Here is a 19,869-nt window from a genome sequence, read left to right on the forward strand (position 1 = left end):
TACAGGGGATTTGTGTCGGGCAAAAAAACGCCGCTCAGCTGAGCGGCATTTTTGTACCTGTGGACTTACTGCGCAGCGACCGCGTTCTTCGCCAGGATCGCATTCGCCAGTTCCATGTCCGTGGCCTGCAAGCCCGGGTTGTCGGCGCGGACTTTCTGCAGCGCCGCTTCCAGGTAAGGGCCACGAATGCCGCCGTCACTGGCGACGAAGCTGCCAGCATCGTCCTGGGCGGCGACGACCATTTTGCGGTCTCTGGACGTCAGGTAGGACGTGCCGGTAGTTGCGCCGGACGTGAGGACATTTTGCCAAAAGCTATCGTCGGCCATCGCGCTACCGACGGGAAGAGACAGCAGCGCGACGGTGGCGACAGCAAGTTTGAAACGCATGATGGGTGACTCCACTGGGTTAACTGCGGCCTTGGATAGCCAACCCCCCATCGAGTTCCGTGGCGGCGCGTTTACTTTTGTTCGCTCTGTGGCGTCACTCGTAATACCTCTTCGAGCGTGGTCAAGCCCGCTGCGACCTTCTGCGCCCCCGATAGCCGCAAGCTGCGCATGCCTTCCTTGAATGCCTGACGCCGGATCGCCAGCAAGTCGGTGTCGGGATTGATCAACGCTTTGACGCCGTCCGTCAGTTGCATGATTTCGTACACCCCGGCGCGGCCGCGATAACCGGTGTCGCGGCATTCGAGACAGCCGATGGCACGTTGGGCGTTGGTGGGCAGAGGGGCTTGCCAAGGTTTGGTCAGGGTTTGCCAATCCTCTTCTTCCAACGTCAGCGGCGCCTTGCAATGGGAGCACAAGGTGCGCACCAGGCGCTGGGCCATGACGCCCAGCACGGTGGCTTTGATCAGGTAGTGCGGCACGCCGAGTTCCAGCAGGCGACTGATCGCACTCGGTGCGTCGTTGGTGTGCAACGTCGACAGCACCAAGTGGCCGGTGAGCGCCGCCTGAATCGCCATTTCGGCGGTTTCGAGGTCGCGTATCTCGCCGATCATGATGATGTCCGGGTCTTGCCGCATCAGCGCGCGCACGCCGGCCGCGAAGGTCAGGTCGATGTTGTGCTGGACCTGCATCTGGTTGAACGCGGGCTCGACCATTTCAATCGGGTCTTCGATGGTGCAGAGGTTGACCTCTGGCGTCGCCAGTTTCTTGAGCGTGGTGTACAGCGTGGTGGTCTTGCCCGAACCCGTGGGCCCGGTGACCAGGATGATGCCGTTGGGCTGTCGGGTCATGTCCTGCCAGCGGCGCAGGTCCTCGGTGGAAAAACCCAGCTGGTCGAAATCCTTGAGCAGCACTTCCGGGTCGAAGATTCGCATGACCATTTTTTCGCCGAACGCGGTCGGCAATGTCGAGAGCCGCAATTCGACTTCACCGCCGTCCGGGGTCTTGGTTTTCACCCGGCCGTCCTGGGGTTTGCGTTTTTCCGCGACGTTCATCCGCCCCAGGCTTTTCAGGCGACTGACGATGGCCATGGTCACCTGTGGCGGGAATTGATAGACGTTGTGCAACACACCGTCGATGCGAAAACGCACCGTGCCTTGCTCGCGCCGGGGTTCGATGTGGATATCACTGGCGCGTTGCTGGAAGGCGTACTGGAACAGCCAGTCGACGATGTTGACGATGTGCGCGTCGTTGGCATCAGGCTCCTGGTCGCTGGCGCCGAGGTTCAGCAGTTGTTCGAAGTTGCCCAGGGTCGAGGTTTGCTGTTCGGCGTTGCTCGCACCGCTGACCGATTTGGCCAGGCGAAAAAACTCCACGCTGAAGCGCTGGATGTCGACCGGGTTGGCCACGACCCGTTTGATCGGCAGCTTCAACACGTGGGTCAGGTCGGCTTCCCAGCCGCTGACGTAAGGCTGGGCGCTGGCCACGGTCACCGCGTCGCGGTCGATGGACACCGCGAGAATCTTGTGGCGCTGGGCAAAGGCGTAGGACATCAGCGGCGTGATGGCCGCGACGTTGATCTTCAGCGGATCGATACGCAAGTAAGGCTGGCCGGCCTGTTGTGCCAGCCACAACGTCAGGCTTTCCAGGTCCAGGTGCTTGCCGGGACGGCTGAGATCGTCGAGGTGTTGGCCGGCAATGAATTCCAGCGGGTGTATCTGGCCATTGGCGGCGTGGCGGCGTCGGGCGTTTAGCGCGTTCTCGGCCGAGTCCTGACTGATAAAGCCTTGGGCGACCAGTTCGCGCAGCAAATCATTGAGATCCAGCCAGCGGTCCTGAAAGGCAAGTTGAACGGACATGCGGGCTCCTCATGAACAACAGTCCGCCAAGGATAGTCGTGGACCCGTCGACCGTTGGGCCACTACCGGACAAAGCCGTGTCGAGGTTTTTCAGCCCATCGCCTGGGACGGCTCATCCCACGTCGCATCCGCCGGCTGCACGTCGACCGAGCAGACGCTGATCAGGTTACGCAGTTTGTGCGCGATCACTTGGGCGCGGTGCCAACTCAGACCGTCCATGACGAGGTCGATCGCCAGCACATCGTCCTGGCGCTGTACGTTGACCTGCTGCGGCGTCAGAAACTGCAACGCGAACAGATTGAGCGCCCGGCACAGCACATCCGGTTCGGCTTCGGCCAGCAGTTGATAATGAACACGGCAGTGGGCGTTGCTGGCGTTCCAGACATCGGTACGGGTGGGCGGGGTATGAACGGCTTCTAGATGCGGCATGGTCGGACTCCAAAATCACTGGAGGAATTTTTACATTCGGTGCCGGACATTTCTTATCTATGATTGGGGTTATTGGCGATTTATCGAATCGTGTAATTCATAAAAATAGAGATATAAGGTTTTTCTATGCAAAGCGAGTTGGATGGCTACGACCGCAAGATTCTCGCGTTGCTGCAAGAGGACGCTTCGCTTTCCAGTGCACAGATCGCCGAACAGGTGGGGCTCTCGCAGTCGCCGTGCTGGCGACGGATTCAGCGGATGAAAGAGGAGGGGATCATTCGTGGGCAGGTGACCTTGCTTGATCGCAAGAAGATCGGCCTGAACACGCAGATCTTCGCTGAAATCAAACTCAACGCGCACGGACGCTCGAACTTCACCGAATTCACCGAGGCGATTCGCGGCTTTCCCGAAGTGTTGGAGTGTTACGTACTGATGGKGTCGGTGGATTTTTTGCTGCGCATTGTCACGGCGGACATTGAGGCGTACGAGCGATTTTTCTTTGAAAAACTGTCGATGGTGCCGGGGATACAGGAGGTCAACTCGATCGTGGCGTTATCTGAAATCAAATCCACGACGAGTTTGCCGGTCTGAGGTTTTGAGGTGAACCGGCGGGCCTAGTCGCAGGCAAGCCTTGCTCCTACAGAATTCGAGTCGGTCTCCCAATTGGGTTTGACACAAAACCTGTAGGAGCGAGGCTTGCCCGCGATGGCGGTATTACATACGCAGCAGCATTTTCCAGGCACGATTCTGATAAACCGCAATCGCCTGCTGCTTGCGCGCATCCAGCGATTCATCGGTGATCGGCTCGTTAGCTAGCAGGGCAAGCTGCTTCAATTCACCGTACAGGCGATCCATTTCCGGGATGTCCAGCACGTGACGGGCATGGTGCAACCAGGACTGGATACGCTCGATGCGCGGCAATTGCTCGGCCAGATCTTCCGGCTGTTGCTGGTAACGCTGCAATTGCAGGGAGGTCGCTTCTTCACCCAGCAGGCGTGGCAACCAACTGCCCAGTTGCGCGGCGCCCTGGCGATTGCCACGCACGTTGCGATCGGCTGCCCAGGTACGGGCCAGCAACCAGCGCGAGGTGTTCAGCGAGAACAGGCCCCAGCGTGGGTCTTCGAGTTCTTCGAGGAACTGCTCCGGTGCCGCTTTGCGCACGTCTTCGTCGTCCAGACCGGCTTGTACCAGCGGACGCCAGTCTTCCAGCAACGCATCCAGCGCAAGGCGCAGATCGTGGGTCGATTGACGTGGCGCGGCCTGGCCCAGGCTGCTGAGCAATGCGCGCAGTTCGGCGAGGTTTTCAACCCAGTCCTGCAACAGACGCCAGTGGCCGTTGAAGCGATATTGCTCGGCCAGACGCTGGCTGCTGCCCAGCAAATGCCAGCTCAATGCGGCGAAGGCATCGTCCAGCAGGGTTTCGGCGGTGATCTGCGGCGCCGGCAAGCTCAACGAATAGCTGTTGGCGTCGTACAGGCGATAGCCGCGTTCGGCCTTGCTGATGTCGCACGGCATCAGCGCCAGTTTCTCGGCCAGTTCGGCGGCCAGTTCCAGCAGCGCGGCCGGCTCGCCTTCACGCAGTTCGAGTTCCAGCTCGCAGATTTCTTCTTTCTGCTTGCCGACGATCACATGGCCAAAGTCCAGCGCGGCTTCGATGACCACTTTGGTCTTGCCACGGCCCCAGGCGATTTCAGCGCGTTCGCGAACGAAATCGGTAGTGAAGATCGGCTTGAGGGTTTTCTTGTCCAGCTCGGCCAGTTCCTCGGGCCAGCATTCGCCGTCGAGTTTCTTCAGGTCGAGCTTGGCTTTGGGCAGGTTCCAGTCGTATTCATTGCGCTCGGACAGACCGGCGACGCTCTGGCCACGGGTCTTGAGCGTCTGGATCACTTCCTCGCCGTCGCGGCGCAGGCGCAGGGCAACCTTGGCGCGGGCCAGGTCGCGTTCTGGCGTGTCGAAGTACTGGTTCATCAACTCACGGCGTTCCCAGCCACTTTTGTTGCGTTTTTTCAGGAGCGGGTGCTCGCGCAGGGCAGCGAGGGTTTCGCGGCTGACGCGGAGTTTGATTTCGGTTTCTTTCTGCATGGCCGGAAAATCCAGGATCGGGAGCGCAGCCGGGGGAATGTGTGGCTGCCAAGGTCGTGCAGTGTACAGGACTCGCAGCGGGTACGCGCCGCGACGGTTTATTCCTGTCACCGGATGGTTCTATGATGGACTTCACTTCGGGAGTTGGGAGTCAGCGATGCCTTTGCCGTCCATGAAAGATCAGTTCGCTGCGCTGATCGCTGCACCCTCCGTCAGCTGCACCCAACCGAGCCTGGATCAAACCAACCGTCCGGTGATCGATTTGCTGGCGACGTGGCTGGGTGATTTGGGTTTTGCCTGTGACATCCAGCAGGTCAGCCCCGGCAAGTTCAATCTGCTGGCCAGTTATGGTTCCGGCCCCGGTGGCCTGGTGCTGGCCGGTCACAGCGACACCGTGCCGTTCGATGGTGCGTTGTGGCAAACCGACCCGTTGAAACTGACCGAAGTGGACGGCCGTTGGGTGGGCCTGGGCAGCTGCGACATGAAAGGCTTTTTTGCCCTGGCCATCGAAGCCGTTCTGCCATTGCTCGACCAGCCGTTCAAACAACCGCTGATGATCCTCGCCACCTGCGACGAAGAAAGCTCGATGTCCGGTGCTCGCGCCCTGGCCCAGGCCGGTCGCCCGTTGGGCCGGGCTGCGGTCATCGGCGAGCCGACCGGCCTGAAGCCGATCCGCATGCACAAAGGCATCATGATGGAACGCATCGACATCCTCGGTCAGAGCGGCCATTCCTCTGATCCACGCCTGGGCCACAGCGCCCTTGAAGCGATGCACGATGCGATTGGCGAACTGCGGGGATTGCGCCTGTTATGGCAACGAGAGTTTCGTAACCCGCAGTTCGGCGTACCGACGCCGACACTGAATTTCGGCTGTATTCATGGCGGCGACAACCCCAACCGCATTTGCGGGCAATGTTCATTGGAGTTCGATCTGCGGCCATTGCCGGGCATGGACCCCAAGGCGCTGCGCGCGGAGATTTTGCAGCGCCTCCAACCGGTTGCCGAACGCCATCAGGTGAAGATCGATTACGCGCCGCTGTTCCCCGAGGTGCCGCCCTTCGAACAAGCCGAAGACTCGGAACTGGTGCGCGTCGCTGAAAAGCTCACCGGTCATGTTGCCGAAGCAGTGGCGTTCGGCACCGAAGCGCCTTATCTTCAGCGCCTTGGCTGCGAAACACTGGTGCTCGGCCCGGGTGATATCGCCTGCGCGCACCAGCCGGGGGAATACCTTGAAATGTCACGTTTGCAGCCTACGGTGCATCTATTACGTCAGTTGATTCAACATTACTGCCTGACAGCCCCAATGCCAGCCGGTTGAGCGCTCCCACAGGTTCTGTGTTTTGACGTATAAATTGCCAGTGTCCCAACCCGTATTCATGAGGAGAGCGCGCGTGTCGCCAAGCCTGTTCCGACGATAACCATCAGCCCGTTGTGCATTTTTTGTTTCGCCCTTTTTTTGGCTGCTATTTATTACAGGCCCAGGTTCATGCCCGACTACGTTAATTGGCTTCGTCACGCTTCGCCTTACATCAATGCCCACCGCGATTGCACGTTCGTCGTCATGCTCCCAGGCGATGGGGTGGAGCATCCGAACTTCGGCAATATCGTCCACGACCTGGTGCTGTTGCACAGCCTGGGGGTGCGACTGGTGCTGGTTCATGGTTCCCGTCCGCAAATTGAAACCCGCCTCGCCGCGCGTGGGCTGACCCCGCATTACCACCACGGCATGCGCATCACCGATGCCGCGACGCTGGAGTGCGTGATCGATGCGGTCGGCCAGTTGCGTATCGCCATTGAAGCGCGCCTGTCCATGGACATGGCCTCGTCGCCGATGCAGGGCTCGCGCCTGCGGGTGGCCAGCGGCAACCTGGTCACCGCGCGGCCGATTGGTGTGCTGGAAGGCGTTGATTATCACCACACCGGCGAAGTGCGCCGGGTCGACCGCAAAGGTATCAACCGCCTGCTGGACGAGCGCTCCATCGTGCTGCTGTCTCCTTTGGGCTACTCGCCGACCGGTGAAATCTTCAACCTCGCCTGCGAGGACGTCGCTACGCGCGCGGCCATCGACCTGGGCGCGGACAAGCTGCTGCTGTTCGGCGCGGACCTGGGTTTGATCGATGAAAACGGTCGACTGGTGCGCGAATTGCGTCCGCAACAAGTGCCGGCGCATCTACAGCGATTGGGCAGCAACTATCAGGCCGAGCTGTTGGATGCGGCCGCTGAAGCGTGCCGGGGCGGCGTCGCGCGCAGCCACATCGTCAGCTACGCCGAAGACGGTGCGTTGCTGACCGAGCTGTTCACCCGCGACGGTGGCGGTACGCTGGTGGCGCAGGAGCAATTCGAGGTGGTGCGTGAAGCCGCGATCGAAGACGTCGGCGGTTTGCTGGATCTGATCAGCCCGCTGGAAGAGCAGGGGATTCTGGTGCGTCGTTCCCGTGAGGTGCTGGAGCGTGAGATCGAGCAATTCAGCGTGGTTGAACGCGAAGGGATGATCATCGCCTGTGCGGCGCTGTACCAGATTGCTGATTCGGACGCCGGGGAGCTGGCGTGTCTGGCAGTGAACCCGGAATATCGCCATGGCGGTCGCGGGGATGAACTGCTGGAGCGCATTGAAACCCGCGCACGGGCTCAGGGCTTGAAAACGTTGTTCGTGCTCACCACCCGGACTGCTCACTGGTTCCGCGAGCGCGGGTTTGTGCCGAGCAGCGTCGAGCGCCTGCCATCGGCGCGGGCGTCGCTGTACAACTATCAGCGTAATTCGAAGATCTTCGAAAAGACCCTGTAATTCATGAACGTTCCCACGCAGAGCGTGGGAACGATCCGTTACTGCGCCACAAACTTCGCACTGACATACGCCGAATAATCCGGCAGCACCGTTTCAACCTTCCCTTGCTCCTTCAAGAACTTTGCCGTTTCGCCAATCGCCTTGGCCGTACCTCCCTCCAGTAGCGCGGTGGTCTGCTGGGCCTTGGCATCCGGGAATGCAGAGCCGGCCAGCAACTCCGGTACATCGGCAGCGTTGGCACCGGTCAGTTTGGCGATTTTCTGCACGGGCACCGAGTCAGCTGTCCAGCTGTCTTTATGTGCGGCGTAATCGGCGAACGAATCTAGGGTGACTTTGGCAAATTTGGCCACTACCTCAGGGTGTTTCTCGGCGTAATCCTTACGCGCGACCCAGACCTCAAAGGTCGGCGCCCCCCACTGACCGACCTGCGCGGCATCGGTCAGCGTCTTGCCAGTCTTGCGAATTTCCCCCAGCGCCGGGGACCAGACAAACGCACCATCAATATCACCACGCTTCCACGCCGCCGCGATTTCCGCTGGCTGCAAATTGACCACTTTGACTTTCGAGGCGTCCAGGCCCCAGTGCTTGAGTGCGCCAAGCAAGCTGTAGTGAGAGGTTGAAACGAACGGTGTGGCGATGGTCTTGCCGATCAGATCTTGTGGTTTCTCGATGCCGCTGCCGTTGCGCACCACGAGGGCTTCAGCCGCATTGATCTGGGCGGACACGATGAACGCCACAATCGGCAGGTTGCGCGAGGCGGCTGCGGCCAATGGGCTGGAGCCGAGGTTGCCGATCTGCACGTCACCGGAGGCGATGGCGGTCACCACTTCGGGGCCGCTGTTGAATCGGCGCCAGTCGATTTTCTGGCCGATGGCTTGCTCGTACAGACCATCGGCCTGGGGGACTTTGCTGGGGTCGATACCGGTTTGATACCCAACAGTCAGGTTGGCCGCCTGAGTGGAAAGAGAAAACAGCAGCGATACACAAACTGTAACAATTGAGCCGGATAGTGCGCGTTTGGTCGTCATGGCGTCGCCTTTCGGTGGGGGTTTGTTTCCGAATTGCTTCAAACGCTAAACGATCTAAAAAACGGCTAATAAATACCATTTAGGAATTAGCTTATGAGTGGGTGGCTCTATTCCGGGATTTATCAGTCATTTAGAGCTTAATTCCTAAACGGTATGAGAAAAGGCTCAGGTAGTTCTTTTCAGGTTTATGACGAACTCATGACCTGCATGGACCAAAAAACGGGGGATTAGACCATGGTCGTAGACACATATAGTTACGATTGACTTGTGGGTCACGGTCTGGCGCTAATCGCGCATCTTAGGATCCCGGGCAAAGAACCGGGGCCAGGAACACAAGAATTAGAAACGAGAGGAGTTTAACAATGAACAAGTCCACCTTGGCCCTGGCCGTGGCCGTAGGGGTTTTGGCGCAGCAGGCAGGCGCCGCCGGTTTCCTGGAAGACAGCAAGGCTTCCGTCAGTTCCCGGACCATGTATTACGACGCCGATGTGCGTTCAAGTCTGAACGCTCCTGCTAAAAATGCTGCTGCTAACCGTCAGCGAGAAACCGCTGAAGGTCTCAAGTTCGATTACCTGTCCGGTTTTACCCAAGGTACTGTCGGCTTCGGTATCGATGCCCAGGCACTCGTTGGCATCCACCTGGACGGTGGCAAAGGGCATCACCCGACGGGTAACGCTAACTCGTTCTTCCCTAGCGACGGCGATCATGCGGCTGACGAGTGGAGCCGTCTGGATGGCAACGTCAAGGCGCGCTTCTCGAAGACCGAAGCCCATTTGGGTGGCGCTCTGGCACCCAACCTGCCGATCCTGATCGCGAACGACAGCCGTTTGCTGCCACAAACCTTTGAAGGTGGCACGATCTCCTCGAAGGAAATCGACAACGTAACCATCAACCTGGGTCAGCTGGAGCACGCGTCGGGCCGCGCCTCCTCCAACAGCACCGGCATGGCAGTGGCGGGCGGTACTCAGGACAGCAACCAGTTCCGTTACGCCGGTGCTGACTGGAAAGTAACCAAAGACCTGACCCTGCAGTACTACCATGCGAATCTGCAGGATTACTACAAACAGGACTTCCTGGGCTTGGTGCACGTCTGGACGATCGATGCCAAGCAGTCGTTCAAGTCGGATTTCCGCTACTTCGACAGCAGCTCTGATGGCAAGAACGGCGACGTCGGCTACCGCTTCAACAACAACAACGGATTCGCCAAGACTCCGGGCGAGGTCGATAACAAGACCTGGAGCGGTATGTTCACCTACACCCTGGGTGGCAACGCATTCCTGCTGGGTCACCAGCGCGTCAACGATGACGGCGGCTTTGTTTTCCTGAACCAAGGCAACCTTATCGATGACAAAGGTCGTCAAGAAGGTGCTGGCGGCGCCAGCTTCTACTCGTTTACCGATGCCACAGTGGGCAGCTTCATCCGTGCCGGTGAAAACACCACGTTCGGTCAGTACTCCTATGACTTCGCCTCCCTGGGCGTCCCAGGTTTGAAAGCTTCGATTTCTTACTTGAATGGCCAGGACATCAAGGCAACCAACGGTACTGGTAAAGACCTGAGTGAGCACGAGACCGACGCACGTGTGGACTACGTGATTCAAACGGGTGCACTGAAAGGGTTTGGTACGACGCTGCGTCACGGTACCTACCGTGGCAACACCAGCACCCTTGATCAAGACCAGACCCGTCTGATCTTCAACTACACCTACAGCTTCTTGTAACAGGCCATCCGGTTTCCTGAAGCAGGTGTAAACCTCATTTAGGACCAGACAGGCAAACAAAAAAGCCTCGCCCTTACCGGCGAGGCTTTTTTTGCTTTCTCATATTCCAAAATGACCTCAGTCAATTATTTTTTATTCTTTTTAGTTTTTACTGTGCTCACCTAAAGTAGGCCCGTCCGGCACTCGTCACGAGTTTCGGAGCGAGCAATGTTCCCCCGTTAATCAAACAGGTTAAGGATTCGGCTTTTTAGCCGATACCTCGACTCTGTGCTGTCCAGGCATATTCCATGAGGCTATGAAAAATAAAGATGAAATTCTTTTTGGCTTTATGACGTTGTATCCTGCGCGGCCAAAACGACCGGGCTAGAAGCTTCGGCACAAAATTGCGCTTTCTGGACCCAGGGCGATCGACTCAGGGCCAGGAACACAAGAATTAAAAAATGAGAGGAGCGAAACAATGAACAAGTCCACCTTGGCCATGGCTGTGGCCGTTGGGGTTTTGGCGCAGCAGGCAGGCGCCGCCGGTTTCATCGAAGACAGCAAGGCCACCCTGGGGCTGCGTAACTTCTACATCAACACCGACTACCGTGACGGTACCGGTCCGAACAAAAACGAAGAATGGGGCCAGGGTTTTGATCTGCGCTTCATCTCCGGTTACACCCAGGGCACTGTCGGCTTCGGTATCGACGCGATCGGCCTGCTGGGCGTCAAGCTGGATTCGGGCGGCGGCACCAACGGCGCCACGGCGACCTCCTACGGCGGCACGGTGTTCCCAAGCAAGTCCAATGGCGAAGCGGTTGATGACTTCTCCAGCCTGGGCCTGACTGCCAAGGCCAAGGTCTCTCAGACCGAACTGAAGCTGGGTACTTTGCAGCCAAAACTGCCGGTCATCGTGACCAACGATGGTCGTCTGCTGCCACAAACCTGGCAGGGTGGCCAGATCTCTTCCGGTGACATCAAAGACCTGACGCTGATCGGTGGTCAGATCGAAGCCGTTAAAGGTCGTAACTCCAGCAACAACGAACAGATGTCGATTTCGGGCGCGAACACGCGTGGTACCAAATTCCGCGACAGCAACAAGTTCTACTATGCCGGTGGTGACTACAAAATCACCAAGGACCTGACGGCCCAGTACTACTACGGCAACCTGGAAGAGTTCTACCAGCAACACTTCGTGGGTCTGTTGCACAACTGGGCAATCGGCCCGGGTGTGTTGAAGTCGGACTTCCGTTACTTCAACAGCTCTGATGACGGCGCAAACGGCCACGACCCGCTGTACTACAGCACTGGCAATTACAACGCGCCAAACGGTAAAGGCAAGATCGACAACAACCTGTACAGCGGCCTGTTCCTGTACTCCGTTGCCGGTCACACCTTTGGTGGCGGTTACCAGGTCAGCAACGGCAGCAGCGACTTCCCTTGGCTGAACCAGGGCGACGGTTCGTCGGCCTACATCATCACCGACTCGCAAATCCAGAAATTCGCCCGTGCTGGCGAGAAAACCTGGCAAGCACGCTACTCGTTCGACTTCGCCAAGGTCGGCGTACCTGGCCTGACGGCAGGCATGGTTTACCTGCACGGCGATGACATCGACACCGTTAACGCTAAAGGTGGCGTGGCCGCTAACGGCGCTTCCGAGTGGGAACGCGATCTGAACGTTGCCTATGTGGTCCAGGAAGGCCCGCTGAAAAACCTTGGCCTGGCCTGGAAAAACGCTATGTGGCGTACCGACCTGCCGAGCACTCGCACTCAGGATGAAAACCGCCTGATCGTCAGCTACTCGATCCCGCTGTTGTAATAGCGCTCGCGTAACCGAGACAAAAAAAGCCCCGCCCGGCATCTCGCCCGGCGGGGCTTTTGCGTTTCAAGGCGGAGTCACCCCCGTAATCCCGCCTTGAAATTCCCCTCTTTTGCAGCACTCAAGGCCTTCTCGAACCTTATGGGCGATGTTCGGTGCGTTACCTGCACAGGTCCAGTGAACAGATATTTAATATTCGTTTATGGTCTAAATAAATCGATATTTATTCTTTTTAATCATTGAGAAATGCAGGCACAGTTGAGCTCAACACGCACTCATCAGGAGCAGCACCATGAGCCTCAGACTGGGCGACATCGCCCCCGACTTTGAACAGGATTCCAGCGCCGGCACCCTCCGTTTCCACGAATGGTTGGGCGATAGCTGGGGCGTGCTGTTTTCCCATCCGGCAGACTTCACCCCGGTGTGCACCACGGAGCTGGGGTTTACCGCCAGGCTCAAGGAGGCGTTTGCCGAGCGTGGCGTGAAAGCCATCGCCCTGTCGGTTGATCCGGTGGACTCGCACCACCGGTGGATCGAAGACATCAACGAAACCCAGAACACGCTCGTCAACTTTCCGATCCTCGCCGACGCCGACCGCAAGGTGTCGGACCTTTACGACCTGATCCACCCAAACGCCAACGACACCCTGACTGTGCGCTCGCTGTTCGTGATCGACCCGAACAAAAAAATTCGGCTGACCATCACCTACCCGGCGAGTACCGGTCGAAATTTCCACGAAATCCTGCGGGTGATCGACTCGTTGCAACTCACCGACAACTACAAAGTCGCCACCCCGGCCAACTGGCAGGACGGTGATGACGTGGTGATCGTGCCATCGCTCAAGGATGAAGATGAAATCAGCAAACGCTTTCCCAAGGGCTACCGTGCGGTGAAACCGTACTTGCGTCTGACGCCGCAGCCGAACAGGTAACCATTGAAGTCTTGTTGTTGATCGTTCCCCCCGTTCCGCGTGGGAATGCCTCTAGGGACGCTCCGCGTCCAGTGACGCGGAGCGTCACGGGCTGCATTCCCACGCAGAGCGTGGGAACGATCACCCAATACCGCAAAGCAGGGGTTTTCAGGCCGTTTCGACGGCCTTTTTTTATGCCTTGAAATCCGTCCTTTATATATCTCTATATCGAATAACCAAATGAATAAATATGATTTATGGATATATAAATCACCTGTTAAGGTCACTCCCATCACAGCGAGATCGCAAGCCGCGAATCGCTAGTACCGCTCAAGGAATCTTTTGAATGTTGGTCGTCTCACTCGGTGGCAGTCCTAGCCAACGCTCCCGTTCCGGCGTGTTGCTGGAGCGCTCCAAGCGCTGGTTGCAAGAGCAAGGGGTGGAAGTGGTGAGTTACCAGGTTCGCGACTTCCCGGCCGAAGACCTGCTGCACGCACGCTTCGACAGCCCCAAGGTTGTTGACCTGCTTCAACAAATTGAAAACGCCGACGGCCTGCTGATTGCCACACCGGTTTACAAGGCGTCGTTCTCGGGTGCACTGAAAACCGTGCTGGACTTGCTGCCCGAACGCGCACTGAGCCACAAGGTGGTGTTGCCAATGGCCACCGGCGGCAGCATCGCCCACATGCTGGCGGTGGATTACGCGCTCAAACCGGTGCTGTCGGCGCTGAAAGCTCAGGAAATGCTGCAGGGCATTTTTGCCGAGGACAGCCAGATCGCTTACGGCGAAGGCAGCGCCCAGGCGCAATTGACGCCGCAACTTGAACAACGATTGAACGAAGCGCTGGAGCAGTTTCTCAGCGCCATGGCGAGACGGCCCAAGCCGCTCGATCCGAACCTGTTGAATGAACGTTTGTTGAGTGCTCGCTGGAGCATTTAAACCTCGCCCGAAATTGAAGTACTCACCTTACTCAGCCGCCAACGGCCAAGCAGGTGCAGCCAAAACCCAACAGCAAAAAGGAGAGCGCTATGCGCACTGTCATTTTGCGTCGTGGTCTGGTCGCTCTGTTTGTTGCGGCTGTGTCCTTCGGCGCCATTACTCAAGCTCAAGCCGAGACGCTTCGGATCGGTTATCAAAAGTACGGCACGCTGGTGCTGCTCAAAGCCAAAGGCACATTGGAAAAACGCCTCGCCGCCCAAGGCGTGGATGTGCAATGGACGGAATTCCCTGGTGGCCCGCAACTGCTCGAAGGCCTGAACGTCGGCTCCATCGACTTTGGCGTGACGGGTGAAACCCCGCCAGTATTTGCCCAGGCTGCCGGTGCCGACTTGCTCTACGTCGCCTATGAACCTCCAGCACCGCACGCCGAAGCCATCCTGGTGCCGAAGGACTCGCCGATCAAATCGGTGAAGGACCTCAAGGGCAAGAAAGTCGTGCTCAACAAGGGCTCCAACGTTCACTACCTGCTGGTCCGCGCGCTTGAAGACGCAGGCCTCAAATACACCGACATCCAGACCGTGTTCCTGCCACCGGCCGATGCCCGCGCCGCCTTCGAGCGTGGCAGCGTCGACGCCTGGGTCATCTGGGATCCGTACCAGGCTGCCGCCGAACAGCAGCTGCAAGCGCACACCCTGCGCGACGGTCAAGGCATCGTCGACAACCATCAGTTCTACCTGGCCACCAAGCCTTACGCGCAGAAAAATCCCGAGGTGATCAAGACCCTCGTCGAAGAAGTGCGCGCCGTCGGTGAATGGGCCAAAGCCAATCCTGAAGACGTCACCCAACAGGTTTCGCCACTGCTCGGTCTGCCGGCAGACATCACCCTGACCTCAATGAAGCGCCAAGGCTTCGGCGCGATATTCCTCACACCTGAAGTCGTCGCCGCCCAACAGAAAATCGCCGACAGCTTCTATCAGCTCAAGCTGATTCCGAAGCAGTTGAGCATCAAAGACGTGATCTGGACGCCACCGGCAACTGTTGCCCAAAGCTCAGTAACCAAAGCGCAGTAATCCGATTCCCTTAGGAGACCACTCCATGAGCCTCAATATTTTCTGGTTCCTGCCTACCCACGGCGACGGCCATTACCTTGGCACCGCCGAAGGCGCTCGCGCCGTCGACCACGGTTACCTGCAACAAGTCGCGCAAGCGGCGGATCGTCTGGGGTTTGGCGGCGTGCTGATTCCTACCGGTCGCTCCTGCGAAGACTCTTGGCTGGTGGCCGCATCGCTGATCCCGGTGACCCAGCGTTTGAAATTCCTTGTCGCCCTGCGCCCCGGGATCATTTCCCCGACGGTGGCGGCGCGTCAGGCCGCGACGCTGGATCGTCTGTCCGGCGGCCGTGCGCTGTTCAACCTGGTGACCGGAGGCGATCCGGAAGAACTGGCCGGTGACGGTTTGTTCCTCAGTCACGAAGAGCGCTATCAGGCCTCGGTGGAATTCACCCGTATCTGGCGCCGCGTGCTGGAAGGCGAAACCGTTGATTACGACGGTCAGCACATCAGCGTGAAAGGCGCGAAGTTGCTCTATCCGCCGATCCAGCAACCGCGCCCGCCGCTGTACTTCGGCGGTTCGTCGGAAGCGGCGCAAGACCTTGCGGCAGAGCAAGTGGAAATGGTCCTGACCTGGGGCGAGCCGCCGGCCGCCGTGGCCGAGAAAATCGAACAAGTGCGCGCCAAAGCCGCGAAGCTCGGCCGTACCGTGCGCTTCGGCATTCGCCTGCATGTGATCGTTCGCGAAACCAACGCCGAAGCGTGGCAAGCGGCCGATAAATTGATCTCTCACCTGGACGACGAAACCATCGCTCGGGCCCAGGCGTCACTGGCGCGTTTCGATTCGGTCGGCCAGCAGCGCATGGCCGCACTGCATGGCGGTAGCCGCGACAATCTGGAAGTCAGCCCCAACCTCTGGGCCGGTGTCGGCCTGGTGCGCGGTGGCGCCGGGACAGCGCTGGTGGGTGACGGTCCGACCGTGGCCGCCCGTGTGAAGGAGTACGCGGAACTGGGCATCGACACGTTCATTTTCTCCGGTTATCCACACCTGGAAGAGTCGTACCGCGTCGCCGAGTTGCTGTTCCCGCACCTGGACGTCGAACGTCCCGAGTTACCCAAAAGCGCCGGTTACGTCAGCCCGTTCGGCGAGATGGTTGCCAACGACATTCTTCCCAAAGCCGCGTCCCAAAGCTGAGGCGCGTCATGAAGAAAATCATCCACAGCTTCGCGCCTTGGGCGTTGCCGGTGTTGTTGCTGGCGGTGTGGCAGTTGTCGGTGTCGGCGGGCTGGTTGTCGACGCGGATTCTGCCCGCCCCCATCGCGGTGATTGAAGCCGGYGTGAGCCTGGTGCGCAGCGGCGAAATCTGGACGCACCTGGCAATCAGCGGCTGGCGCGCCGCGCTGGGCTTCACCATTGGTGGCGGCATCGGTCTGGCGCTGGGCTTCATTACCGGCTTGTCGAAATGGGGTGAACGCCTGCTCGACAGTTCGGTACAGATGATCCGTAACGTGCCGCACCTGGCGCTGATTCCATTGGTGATCTTGTGGTTCGGTATTGACGAGTCGGCGAAGATTTTCCTGGTGGCGTTGGGCACTTTGTTCCCGATTTACCTCAACACTTATCACGGCATCCGCAACGTCGATCCGGCACTGGTGGAGATGGCACGCAGTTATGGCTTGTCCGGTTTCAGCCTGTTCCGTCAGGTGATTCTGCCGGGCGCGCTGCCTTCGATTCTGGTCGGGGTGCGTTTCGCCCTTGGCTTTATGTGGCTGACGTTGATCGTCGCGGAAACCATCTCCGCCAGTTCCGGCATCGGCTACCTGGCGATGAACGCCCGGGAGTTTTTGCAGACCGATGTGGTGGTGCTGGCAATTCTTCTGTACGCGGTGCTCGGCAAACTGGCCGACCTCGCGGCTCGTGGACTTGAGCGCGTGTGGTTGCGCTGGCATCCGGCTTATCAGGTAGCCAAGGGAGGTGCGGCATGACGGCTCAACAACCTCCGCGCCTGCTGCGTGGGATTCCGCTGGTGGTGCGCAAGCTGCAAAAAACCTTTGGCGCGCGGCAAGTGCTGCGTGAGATCGATCTGCACATTCCGGCCGGTCAGTTCGTCGCGGTGGTCGGTCGCAGTGGCTGCGGCAAAAGCACCTTGCTGCGACTGCTCGCCGGACTCGATCAGCCTACGGGTGGTCAATTGCTGGCCGGCGCTGCACCGCTGAGCGATGCGCGAGAAGACACACGGCTGATGTTCCAGGAAGCGCGTTTGCTGCCGTGGAAAAAGGTCATCGACAACGTCGGCCTCGGGTTGACGGGCAACTGGCGGCCGCAAGCGCTTCAGGCGCTGGAATCGGTCGGTCTGGCAGACCGTGCCAACGAATGGCCGGCAGCATTGTCCGGTGGGCAGAAACAACGTGTGGCCCTGGCGCGCGCGCTGATCCATCAACCGCGTTTGCTGTTGCTCGACGAGCCGCTGGGTGCGCTGGATGCCCTGACCCGGATTGAAATGCAGCAACTGATCGAACGGCTCTGGCAGCAGCATGGTTTTACCGTGTTGCTGGTGACGCACGACGTCAGTGAAGCGGTGGCGATTGCTGATCGGGTGATCCTGATCGAAGAAGGCGAAGTCGGCCTCGACCTGCTTGTGGAGCTGCCGCGCCCTCGGGTTCGCGGCTCCCATCGGCTGGCGGCGCTGGAAACTGAAGTCCTCAACCGCGTACTTGAACTGCCCGGTGAGCCGCCGGCACCGGAACCCGTTTCACCCTTGCCCACGCAATTGCGCTGGGCGCACTGACCCAAGTCTTACTCAACGACAGGAATTGACCTCATGACTATCAAAGCCATCAACGTTCGCAACCAGTTCAAAGGCTCCATCAAGGAAATCGTGCTGGGTGACGTGCTGTCGGAAATCGACGTGCAGACCGCCTCCGGCATTGTCACTTCAGTGATCACCACACGCTCGGTGAAAGAGCTGGAACTGGTGGTCGGCAGTGAAGTGATCGCGTTTGTGAAATCCACCGAAGTGTCGATCGCCAAGTTGTAAGCCCGTGGGCAAACAGCAACCCCGGAGGGTGTGAGCCCTTCGGGGTTTTTTATGTCAGGGCGCGGGGGCGCAGCGCCAACCTGCAGCGGGTGAATAAGTGCCGAGCGAAGACAGCACGCGCGGGTCGCTGAATAGCGCCTGCGCATTGGGGTCGATGTCTGCCGGCAACAAGGGCTGGCCGGTTAGCGCGGGCAACGTGGAATAGTCGATCTGCCACGGGGTTTGCCCGCCCTGGTGACGACCAAAGGACAATTCAGTCGTGAGCAGTTCGTGTGCTGCCGCAGCGCTCATGTGCTCACGCAAATGACCGCCGGGTGCCAGCGCGACAATCCGGCTGGCGGCAAACAGAAAGTAATCGCCGGCCAACACCAGGCAGGCAACTCGCACTGGATCATCGGCTGCCTGCAACCACTGACCGCGACAGATGCCGCGAGAGTCGGGCAGTCGCTCCCAGATTTCGTAGTAGTCATCGTCCAGGGCGGTTTCGATCAGGCGCTCACTGGTTTCAAAGTGCATGTGTCCGATGTCCTGCTCGGCGCTGGCAGGTTGATAGTCGAGTTTGCGATGCCACTGGCAAATGTCACCTTCGACCTCGGTCACACCGGCGAAGCCCTTTTGTTCGCTCAAGGTCAACAGGTCCGCGTGATTCAATTGTTCCAGGGGCAGCGCTGCGAGCGTGGCCGGCGGGATGCGCAGGTCGGCAAACAGGCGTGGGGTTTGCAGCCAGTACACCGCCGTTTCGCTGTCGGTGCGCCCGGACTGGAAGGAGATCAGGCGTCGTTTCCACACGCCAAGGTAGTTGTCGGGTATGTGCGCCATGAGCAGAACACCTCGTTGCGTTATACGTCGCGCCTGGCCAGGTACGGCGGCAGGTACAGGCCCAGATAGGCATCAAATACGCGCATGCCTTCTTCGGCCATGCGTGGCGTGATCTGCTCGTGTTGTTGCACCGAGCGTGCGTAGACGCGGTCGCCAAGCTCCATGGCCAGCGCAAACACGTCGACGTCCGTGGGCAACTTCGGCAGTTCGAAGTGGTGATCGAAGAGTTTGTGCATCAAGTCGCCCAGTTCGATGTCGTGCTGGCGGTCAGCCTGGGTGACCTCGGTGAGGCCATGCTGCGCGAGGATCAATTGGCGAGCGGCGGCATCCTCGCTGTAGATCGCGAGCATGCGTTGTTCCACCAGTCGCGACAAATCGCGCCAGCTGTTGAGGGACGCATGATCGATGGGGGCTTGCAGGCATGCGCGGAACGCGGCGTGGACGTCGGCCGTCAAGGCTTCGAGCAGCGCCGGTACGCTGGCGAAAAAGTGGTAGACGGAAGAGGGTGGGATCTGCGCACGTTCGGCGACACTGTAGATCGACAGACTGGCCACGCCCTCGGCGGCCAGCAGTGTGCGGGCGGCATCGAGGATCGTATCGATCCGCGCCTGGCTGCGGGCGCGGGGTTTGCGTGGGGTGGCGAGTCGGGTCATCGAAGTCTCCTGCGGGGGCAGCGGGCATTGTACGAGGCGACTGACACCTTGTCTGTATGGGCACCGCTGCCCGGCTGGCAGGAGAAGGAAGGTCAGCCGCCGACGTTCRCGGTGCGGTCATTGAGCGGTTGAACAGGGCGTGCGTTCATCGGGTACAACGCCTTAAAGGCCTCCAGCTGGGCATGGGACAATTGCACTGGTTCGGTCAGGATGTTCCAGCGCACCCCCTCGCTGCAGGGAGGGGTGGTTAGCGATCCCATATAGGAATAGTAGTGACGGTTGGCCGGCAGCAGGTCTGCGATGTTTTGCATGTCCAGCGTTGTCTGGTCGCCCACTTTTTTGGGCATTGCGGCAAGAATGGGTTCCAGTGCCGGGTTG

Annotated in this window: 20 protein-coding genes; 12 read left to right on the top strand and 8 right to left on the bottom strand. The window is 59.2% G+C overall.

The genetic code is table 11. The annotated features are described in order from the left end of the window. Positions 1-65: 65 nt before the first annotated feature. The 3 genes from AC1D2P_RS25745 to AC1D2P_RS25755 form a co-directional block, all read right to left on the bottom strand. Positions 66-386 carry a DUF2388 domain-containing protein gene (locus AC1D2P_RS25745; RefSeq protein ID WP_046032270.1) on the bottom strand — a complete coding sequence of 107 codons (321 nt, stop codon included), beginning with the start codon at positions 384-386 and terminating at the stop codon, positions 66-68. Between the two features lie 71 nt (positions 387-457). Further along, the gene (gene tfpB, locus AC1D2P_RS25750; RefSeq protein WP_077431074.1) at positions 458-2,242 is read right to left on the bottom strand and encodes a type IV pilus assembly ATPase TfpB; all 1,785 of its coding nucleotides are present in this window, start codon (positions 2,240-2,242) and stop codon (positions 458-460) included. A 90-nt stretch (positions 2,243-2,332) separates the two neighbouring features. Next, on the bottom strand, positions 2,333-2,671 hold the full coding sequence (locus AC1D2P_RS25755) for a hypothetical protein (protein ID WP_077431075.1): 339 nt from the start codon (positions 2,669-2,671) through the stop codon (positions 2,333-2,335). 126 nt (positions 2,672-2,797) lie between these two features. On the opposite strand from AC1D2P_RS25755, the gene AC1D2P_RS25760 reads away from it, so the two are divergent. Further along, positions 2,798-3,262, top strand: coding sequence for an Lrp/AsnC family transcriptional regulator (locus AC1D2P_RS25760; RefSeq protein ID WP_477811654.1), 465 nt, complete (start codon positions 2,798-2,800; stop codon positions 3,260-3,262). Between the two features lie 123 nt (positions 3,263-3,385). On the opposite strand, the gene AC1D2P_RS25765 is transcribed toward AC1D2P_RS25760, so the two are convergent. After that, positions 3,386-4,753, bottom strand: a complete 1,368-nt coding sequence (locus AC1D2P_RS25765) for a CYTH domain-containing protein (protein WP_046032274.1) — start codon at positions 4,751-4,753, stop codon at positions 3,386-3,388. Positions 4,754-4,910: 157 nt separating this feature from the next. Here AC1D2P_RS25765 and argE point away from each other — a divergent pair, with 157 nt between their 5' ends. Then, on the top strand, positions 4,911-6,071 hold the full coding sequence (gene argE / locus AC1D2P_RS25770) for an acetylornithine deacetylase (protein WP_046032275.1): 1,161 nt from the start codon (positions 4,911-4,913) through the stop codon (positions 6,069-6,071). Between the two features lie 168 nt (positions 6,072-6,239). Then, entirely contained in the window at positions 6,240-7,538 is a 1,299-nt protein-coding gene (argA, locus tag AC1D2P_RS25775; RefSeq protein WP_077431077.1) for an amino-acid N-acetyltransferase, read from the top strand. 38 nt (positions 7,539-7,576) lie between these two features. On the opposite strand, the gene tauA is transcribed toward argA, so the two are convergent. Next, the gene (gene tauA, locus AC1D2P_RS25780) at positions 7,577-8,566 is read right to left on the bottom strand and encodes a taurine ABC transporter substrate-binding protein (RefSeq protein ID WP_077431078.1); all 990 of its coding nucleotides are present in this window, start codon (positions 8,564-8,566) and stop codon (positions 7,577-7,579) included. 362 nt (positions 8,567-8,928) lie between these two features. On the opposite strand from tauA, the gene AC1D2P_RS25785 reads away from it, so the two are divergent. The 9 genes from AC1D2P_RS25785 to AC1D2P_RS25825 all read left to right on the top strand — a co-directional run bounded on the left by AC1D2P_RS25785 (position 8,929) and on the right by AC1D2P_RS25825 (position 18,019). Next, positions 8,929-10,284 (top strand): OprD family outer membrane porin, encoded by a 1,356-nt coding sequence (locus AC1D2P_RS25785; RefSeq protein WP_109785678.1) that lies wholly within the window; start codon positions 8,929-8,931, stop codon positions 10,282-10,284. A 457-nt stretch (positions 10,285-10,741) separates the two neighbouring features. Continuing rightward, complete coding sequence (locus AC1D2P_RS25790) at positions 10,742-12,082, top strand: OprD family porin (RefSeq protein ID WP_046032279.1); 1,341 nt, start codon at positions 10,742-10,744, stop codon at positions 12,080-12,082. Between the two features lie 292 nt (positions 12,083-12,374). Further along, the gene (locus AC1D2P_RS25795; protein ID WP_046032280.1) at positions 12,375-13,013 is read left to right on the top strand and encodes a peroxiredoxin; all 639 of its coding nucleotides are present in this window, start codon (positions 12,375-12,377) and stop codon (positions 13,011-13,013) included. Between the two features lie 325 nt (positions 13,014-13,338). Continuing rightward, positions 13,339-13,932, top strand: a complete 594-nt coding sequence (ssuE, locus tag AC1D2P_RS25800) for an NADPH-dependent FMN reductase (protein ID WP_046032281.1) — start codon at positions 13,339-13,341, stop codon at positions 13,930-13,932. A gap of 89 nt (positions 13,933-14,021) precedes the next feature. Beyond that, entirely contained in the window at positions 14,022-15,002 is a 981-nt protein-coding gene (locus tag AC1D2P_RS25805) for a sulfonate ABC transporter substrate-binding protein (RefSeq protein ID WP_046032282.1), read from the top strand. Positions 15,003-15,027: 25 nt separating this feature from the next. Continuing rightward, complete coding sequence (gene ssuD, locus AC1D2P_RS25810) at positions 15,028-16,176, top strand: FMNH2-dependent alkanesulfonate monooxygenase (protein ID WP_109785677.1); 1,149 nt, start codon at positions 15,028-15,030, stop codon at positions 16,174-16,176. 8 nt (positions 16,177-16,184) lie between these two features. Continuing rightward, the gene (ssuC, locus tag AC1D2P_RS25815; RefSeq protein ID WP_046032284.1) at positions 16,185-16,967 is read left to right on the top strand and encodes an aliphatic sulfonate ABC transporter permease SsuC; all 783 of its coding nucleotides are present in this window, start codon (positions 16,185-16,187) and stop codon (positions 16,965-16,967) included. Next, positions 16,964-17,770 carry an aliphatic sulfonates ABC transporter ATP-binding protein gene (gene ssuB / locus AC1D2P_RS25820; RefSeq protein ID WP_046032285.1) on the top strand — a complete coding sequence of 269 codons (807 nt, stop codon included), beginning with the start codon at positions 16,964-16,966 and terminating at the stop codon, positions 17,768-17,770. Before ssuC ends, ssuB begins: the two co-directional genes overlap by 4 nt. Before the next feature lie 33 nt (positions 17,771-17,803). Continuing rightward, the gene (locus AC1D2P_RS25825; protein ID WP_003229256.1) at positions 17,804-18,019 is read left to right on the top strand and encodes a TOBE domain-containing protein; all 216 of its coding nucleotides are present in this window, start codon (positions 17,804-17,806) and stop codon (positions 18,017-18,019) included. 54 nt (positions 18,020-18,073) lie between these two features. Here the strand turns inward: AC1D2P_RS25825 and AC1D2P_RS25830 are convergent, their stop codons facing one another. The 3 genes from AC1D2P_RS25830 to AC1D2P_RS25840 all read right to left on the bottom strand — a co-directional run. Then, positions 18,074-18,838 (bottom strand): hypothetical protein, encoded by a 765-nt coding sequence (locus AC1D2P_RS25830; protein WP_477757415.1) that lies wholly within the window; start codon positions 18,836-18,838, stop codon positions 18,074-18,076. A gap of 20 nt (positions 18,839-18,858) precedes the next feature. After that, positions 18,859-19,491 carry a TetR/AcrR family transcriptional regulator gene (locus AC1D2P_RS25835; protein WP_046032287.1) on the bottom strand — a complete coding sequence of 211 codons (633 nt, stop codon included), beginning with the start codon at positions 19,489-19,491 and terminating at the stop codon, positions 18,859-18,861. A gap of 92 nt (positions 19,492-19,583) precedes the next feature. Continuing rightward, the coding region (locus tag AC1D2P_RS25840) for a carbonic anhydrase family protein (protein ID WP_477811655.1) at positions 19,584-19,869 on the bottom strand (286 nt) is incomplete at its 5' end.

This window comes from Pseudomonas sp. P1_F1_2, from assembly GCF_056405815.1.

Excerpts from the sequence above, each read along its gene's own strand:
- tauA (WP_077431078.1), bottom strand. The coding sequence starts at position 8,566 with ATGACGACCAAACGCGCACTATCCGGCTCAATTGTTACAGTTTGTGTA.
- AC1D2P_RS25825 (WP_003229256.1), top strand. The coding sequence starts at position 17,804 with ATGACTATCAAAGCCATCAACGTTCGCAACCAGTTCAAAGGCTCCATC.
- tfpB (WP_077431074.1), bottom strand. The coding sequence starts at position 2,242 with ATGTCCGTTCAACTTGCCTTTCAGGACCGCTGGCTGGATCTCAATGAT.
- AC1D2P_RS25835 (WP_046032287.1), bottom strand. The coding sequence starts at position 19,491 with ATGACCCGACTCGCCACCCCACGCAAACCCCGCGCCCGCAGCCAGGCG.
- ssuE (WP_046032281.1), top strand. The coding sequence starts at position 13,339 with ATGTTGGTCGTCTCACTCGGTGGCAGTCCTAGCCAACGCTCCCGTTCC.
- AC1D2P_RS25795 (WP_046032280.1), top strand. The coding sequence starts at position 12,375 with ATGAGCCTCAGACTGGGCGACATCGCCCCCGACTTTGAACAGGATTCC.
- AC1D2P_RS25805 (WP_046032282.1), top strand. The coding sequence starts at position 14,022 with ATGCGCACTGTCATTTTGCGTCGTGGTCTGGTCGCTCTGTTTGTTGCG.
- argA (WP_077431077.1), top strand. The coding sequence starts at position 6,240 with ATGCCCGACTACGTTAATTGGCTTCGTCACGCTTCGCCTTACATCAAT.
- AC1D2P_RS25765 (WP_046032274.1), bottom strand. The coding sequence starts at position 4,753 with ATGCAGAAAGAAACCGAAATCAAACTCCGCGTCAGCCGCGAAACCCTC.
- AC1D2P_RS25755 (WP_077431075.1), bottom strand. The coding sequence starts at position 2,671 with ATGCCGCATCTAGAAGCCGTTCATACCCCGCCCACCCGTACCGATGTC.
- argE (WP_046032275.1), top strand. The coding sequence starts at position 4,911 with ATGCCTTTGCCGTCCATGAAAGATCAGTTCGCTGCGCTGATCGCTGCA.
- AC1D2P_RS25785 (WP_109785678.1), top strand. The coding sequence starts at position 8,929 with ATGAACAAGTCCACCTTGGCCCTGGCCGTGGCCGTAGGGGTTTTGGCG.
- ssuD (WP_109785677.1), top strand. The coding sequence starts at position 15,028 with ATGAGCCTCAATATTTTCTGGTTCCTGCCTACCCACGGCGACGGCCAT.
- AC1D2P_RS25790 (WP_046032279.1), top strand. The coding sequence starts at position 10,742 with ATGAACAAGTCCACCTTGGCCATGGCTGTGGCCGTTGGGGTTTTGGCG.
- AC1D2P_RS25745 (WP_046032270.1), bottom strand. The coding sequence starts at position 386 with ATGCGTTTCAAACTTGCTGTCGCCACCGTCGCGCTGCTGTCTCTTCCC.
- ssuB (WP_046032285.1), top strand. The coding sequence starts at position 16,964 with ATGACGGCTCAACAACCTCCGCGCCTGCTGCGTGGGATTCCGCTGGTG.
- AC1D2P_RS25830 (WP_477757415.1), bottom strand. The coding sequence starts at position 18,838 with ATGGCGCACATACCCGACAACTACCTTGGCGTGTGGAAACGACGCCTG.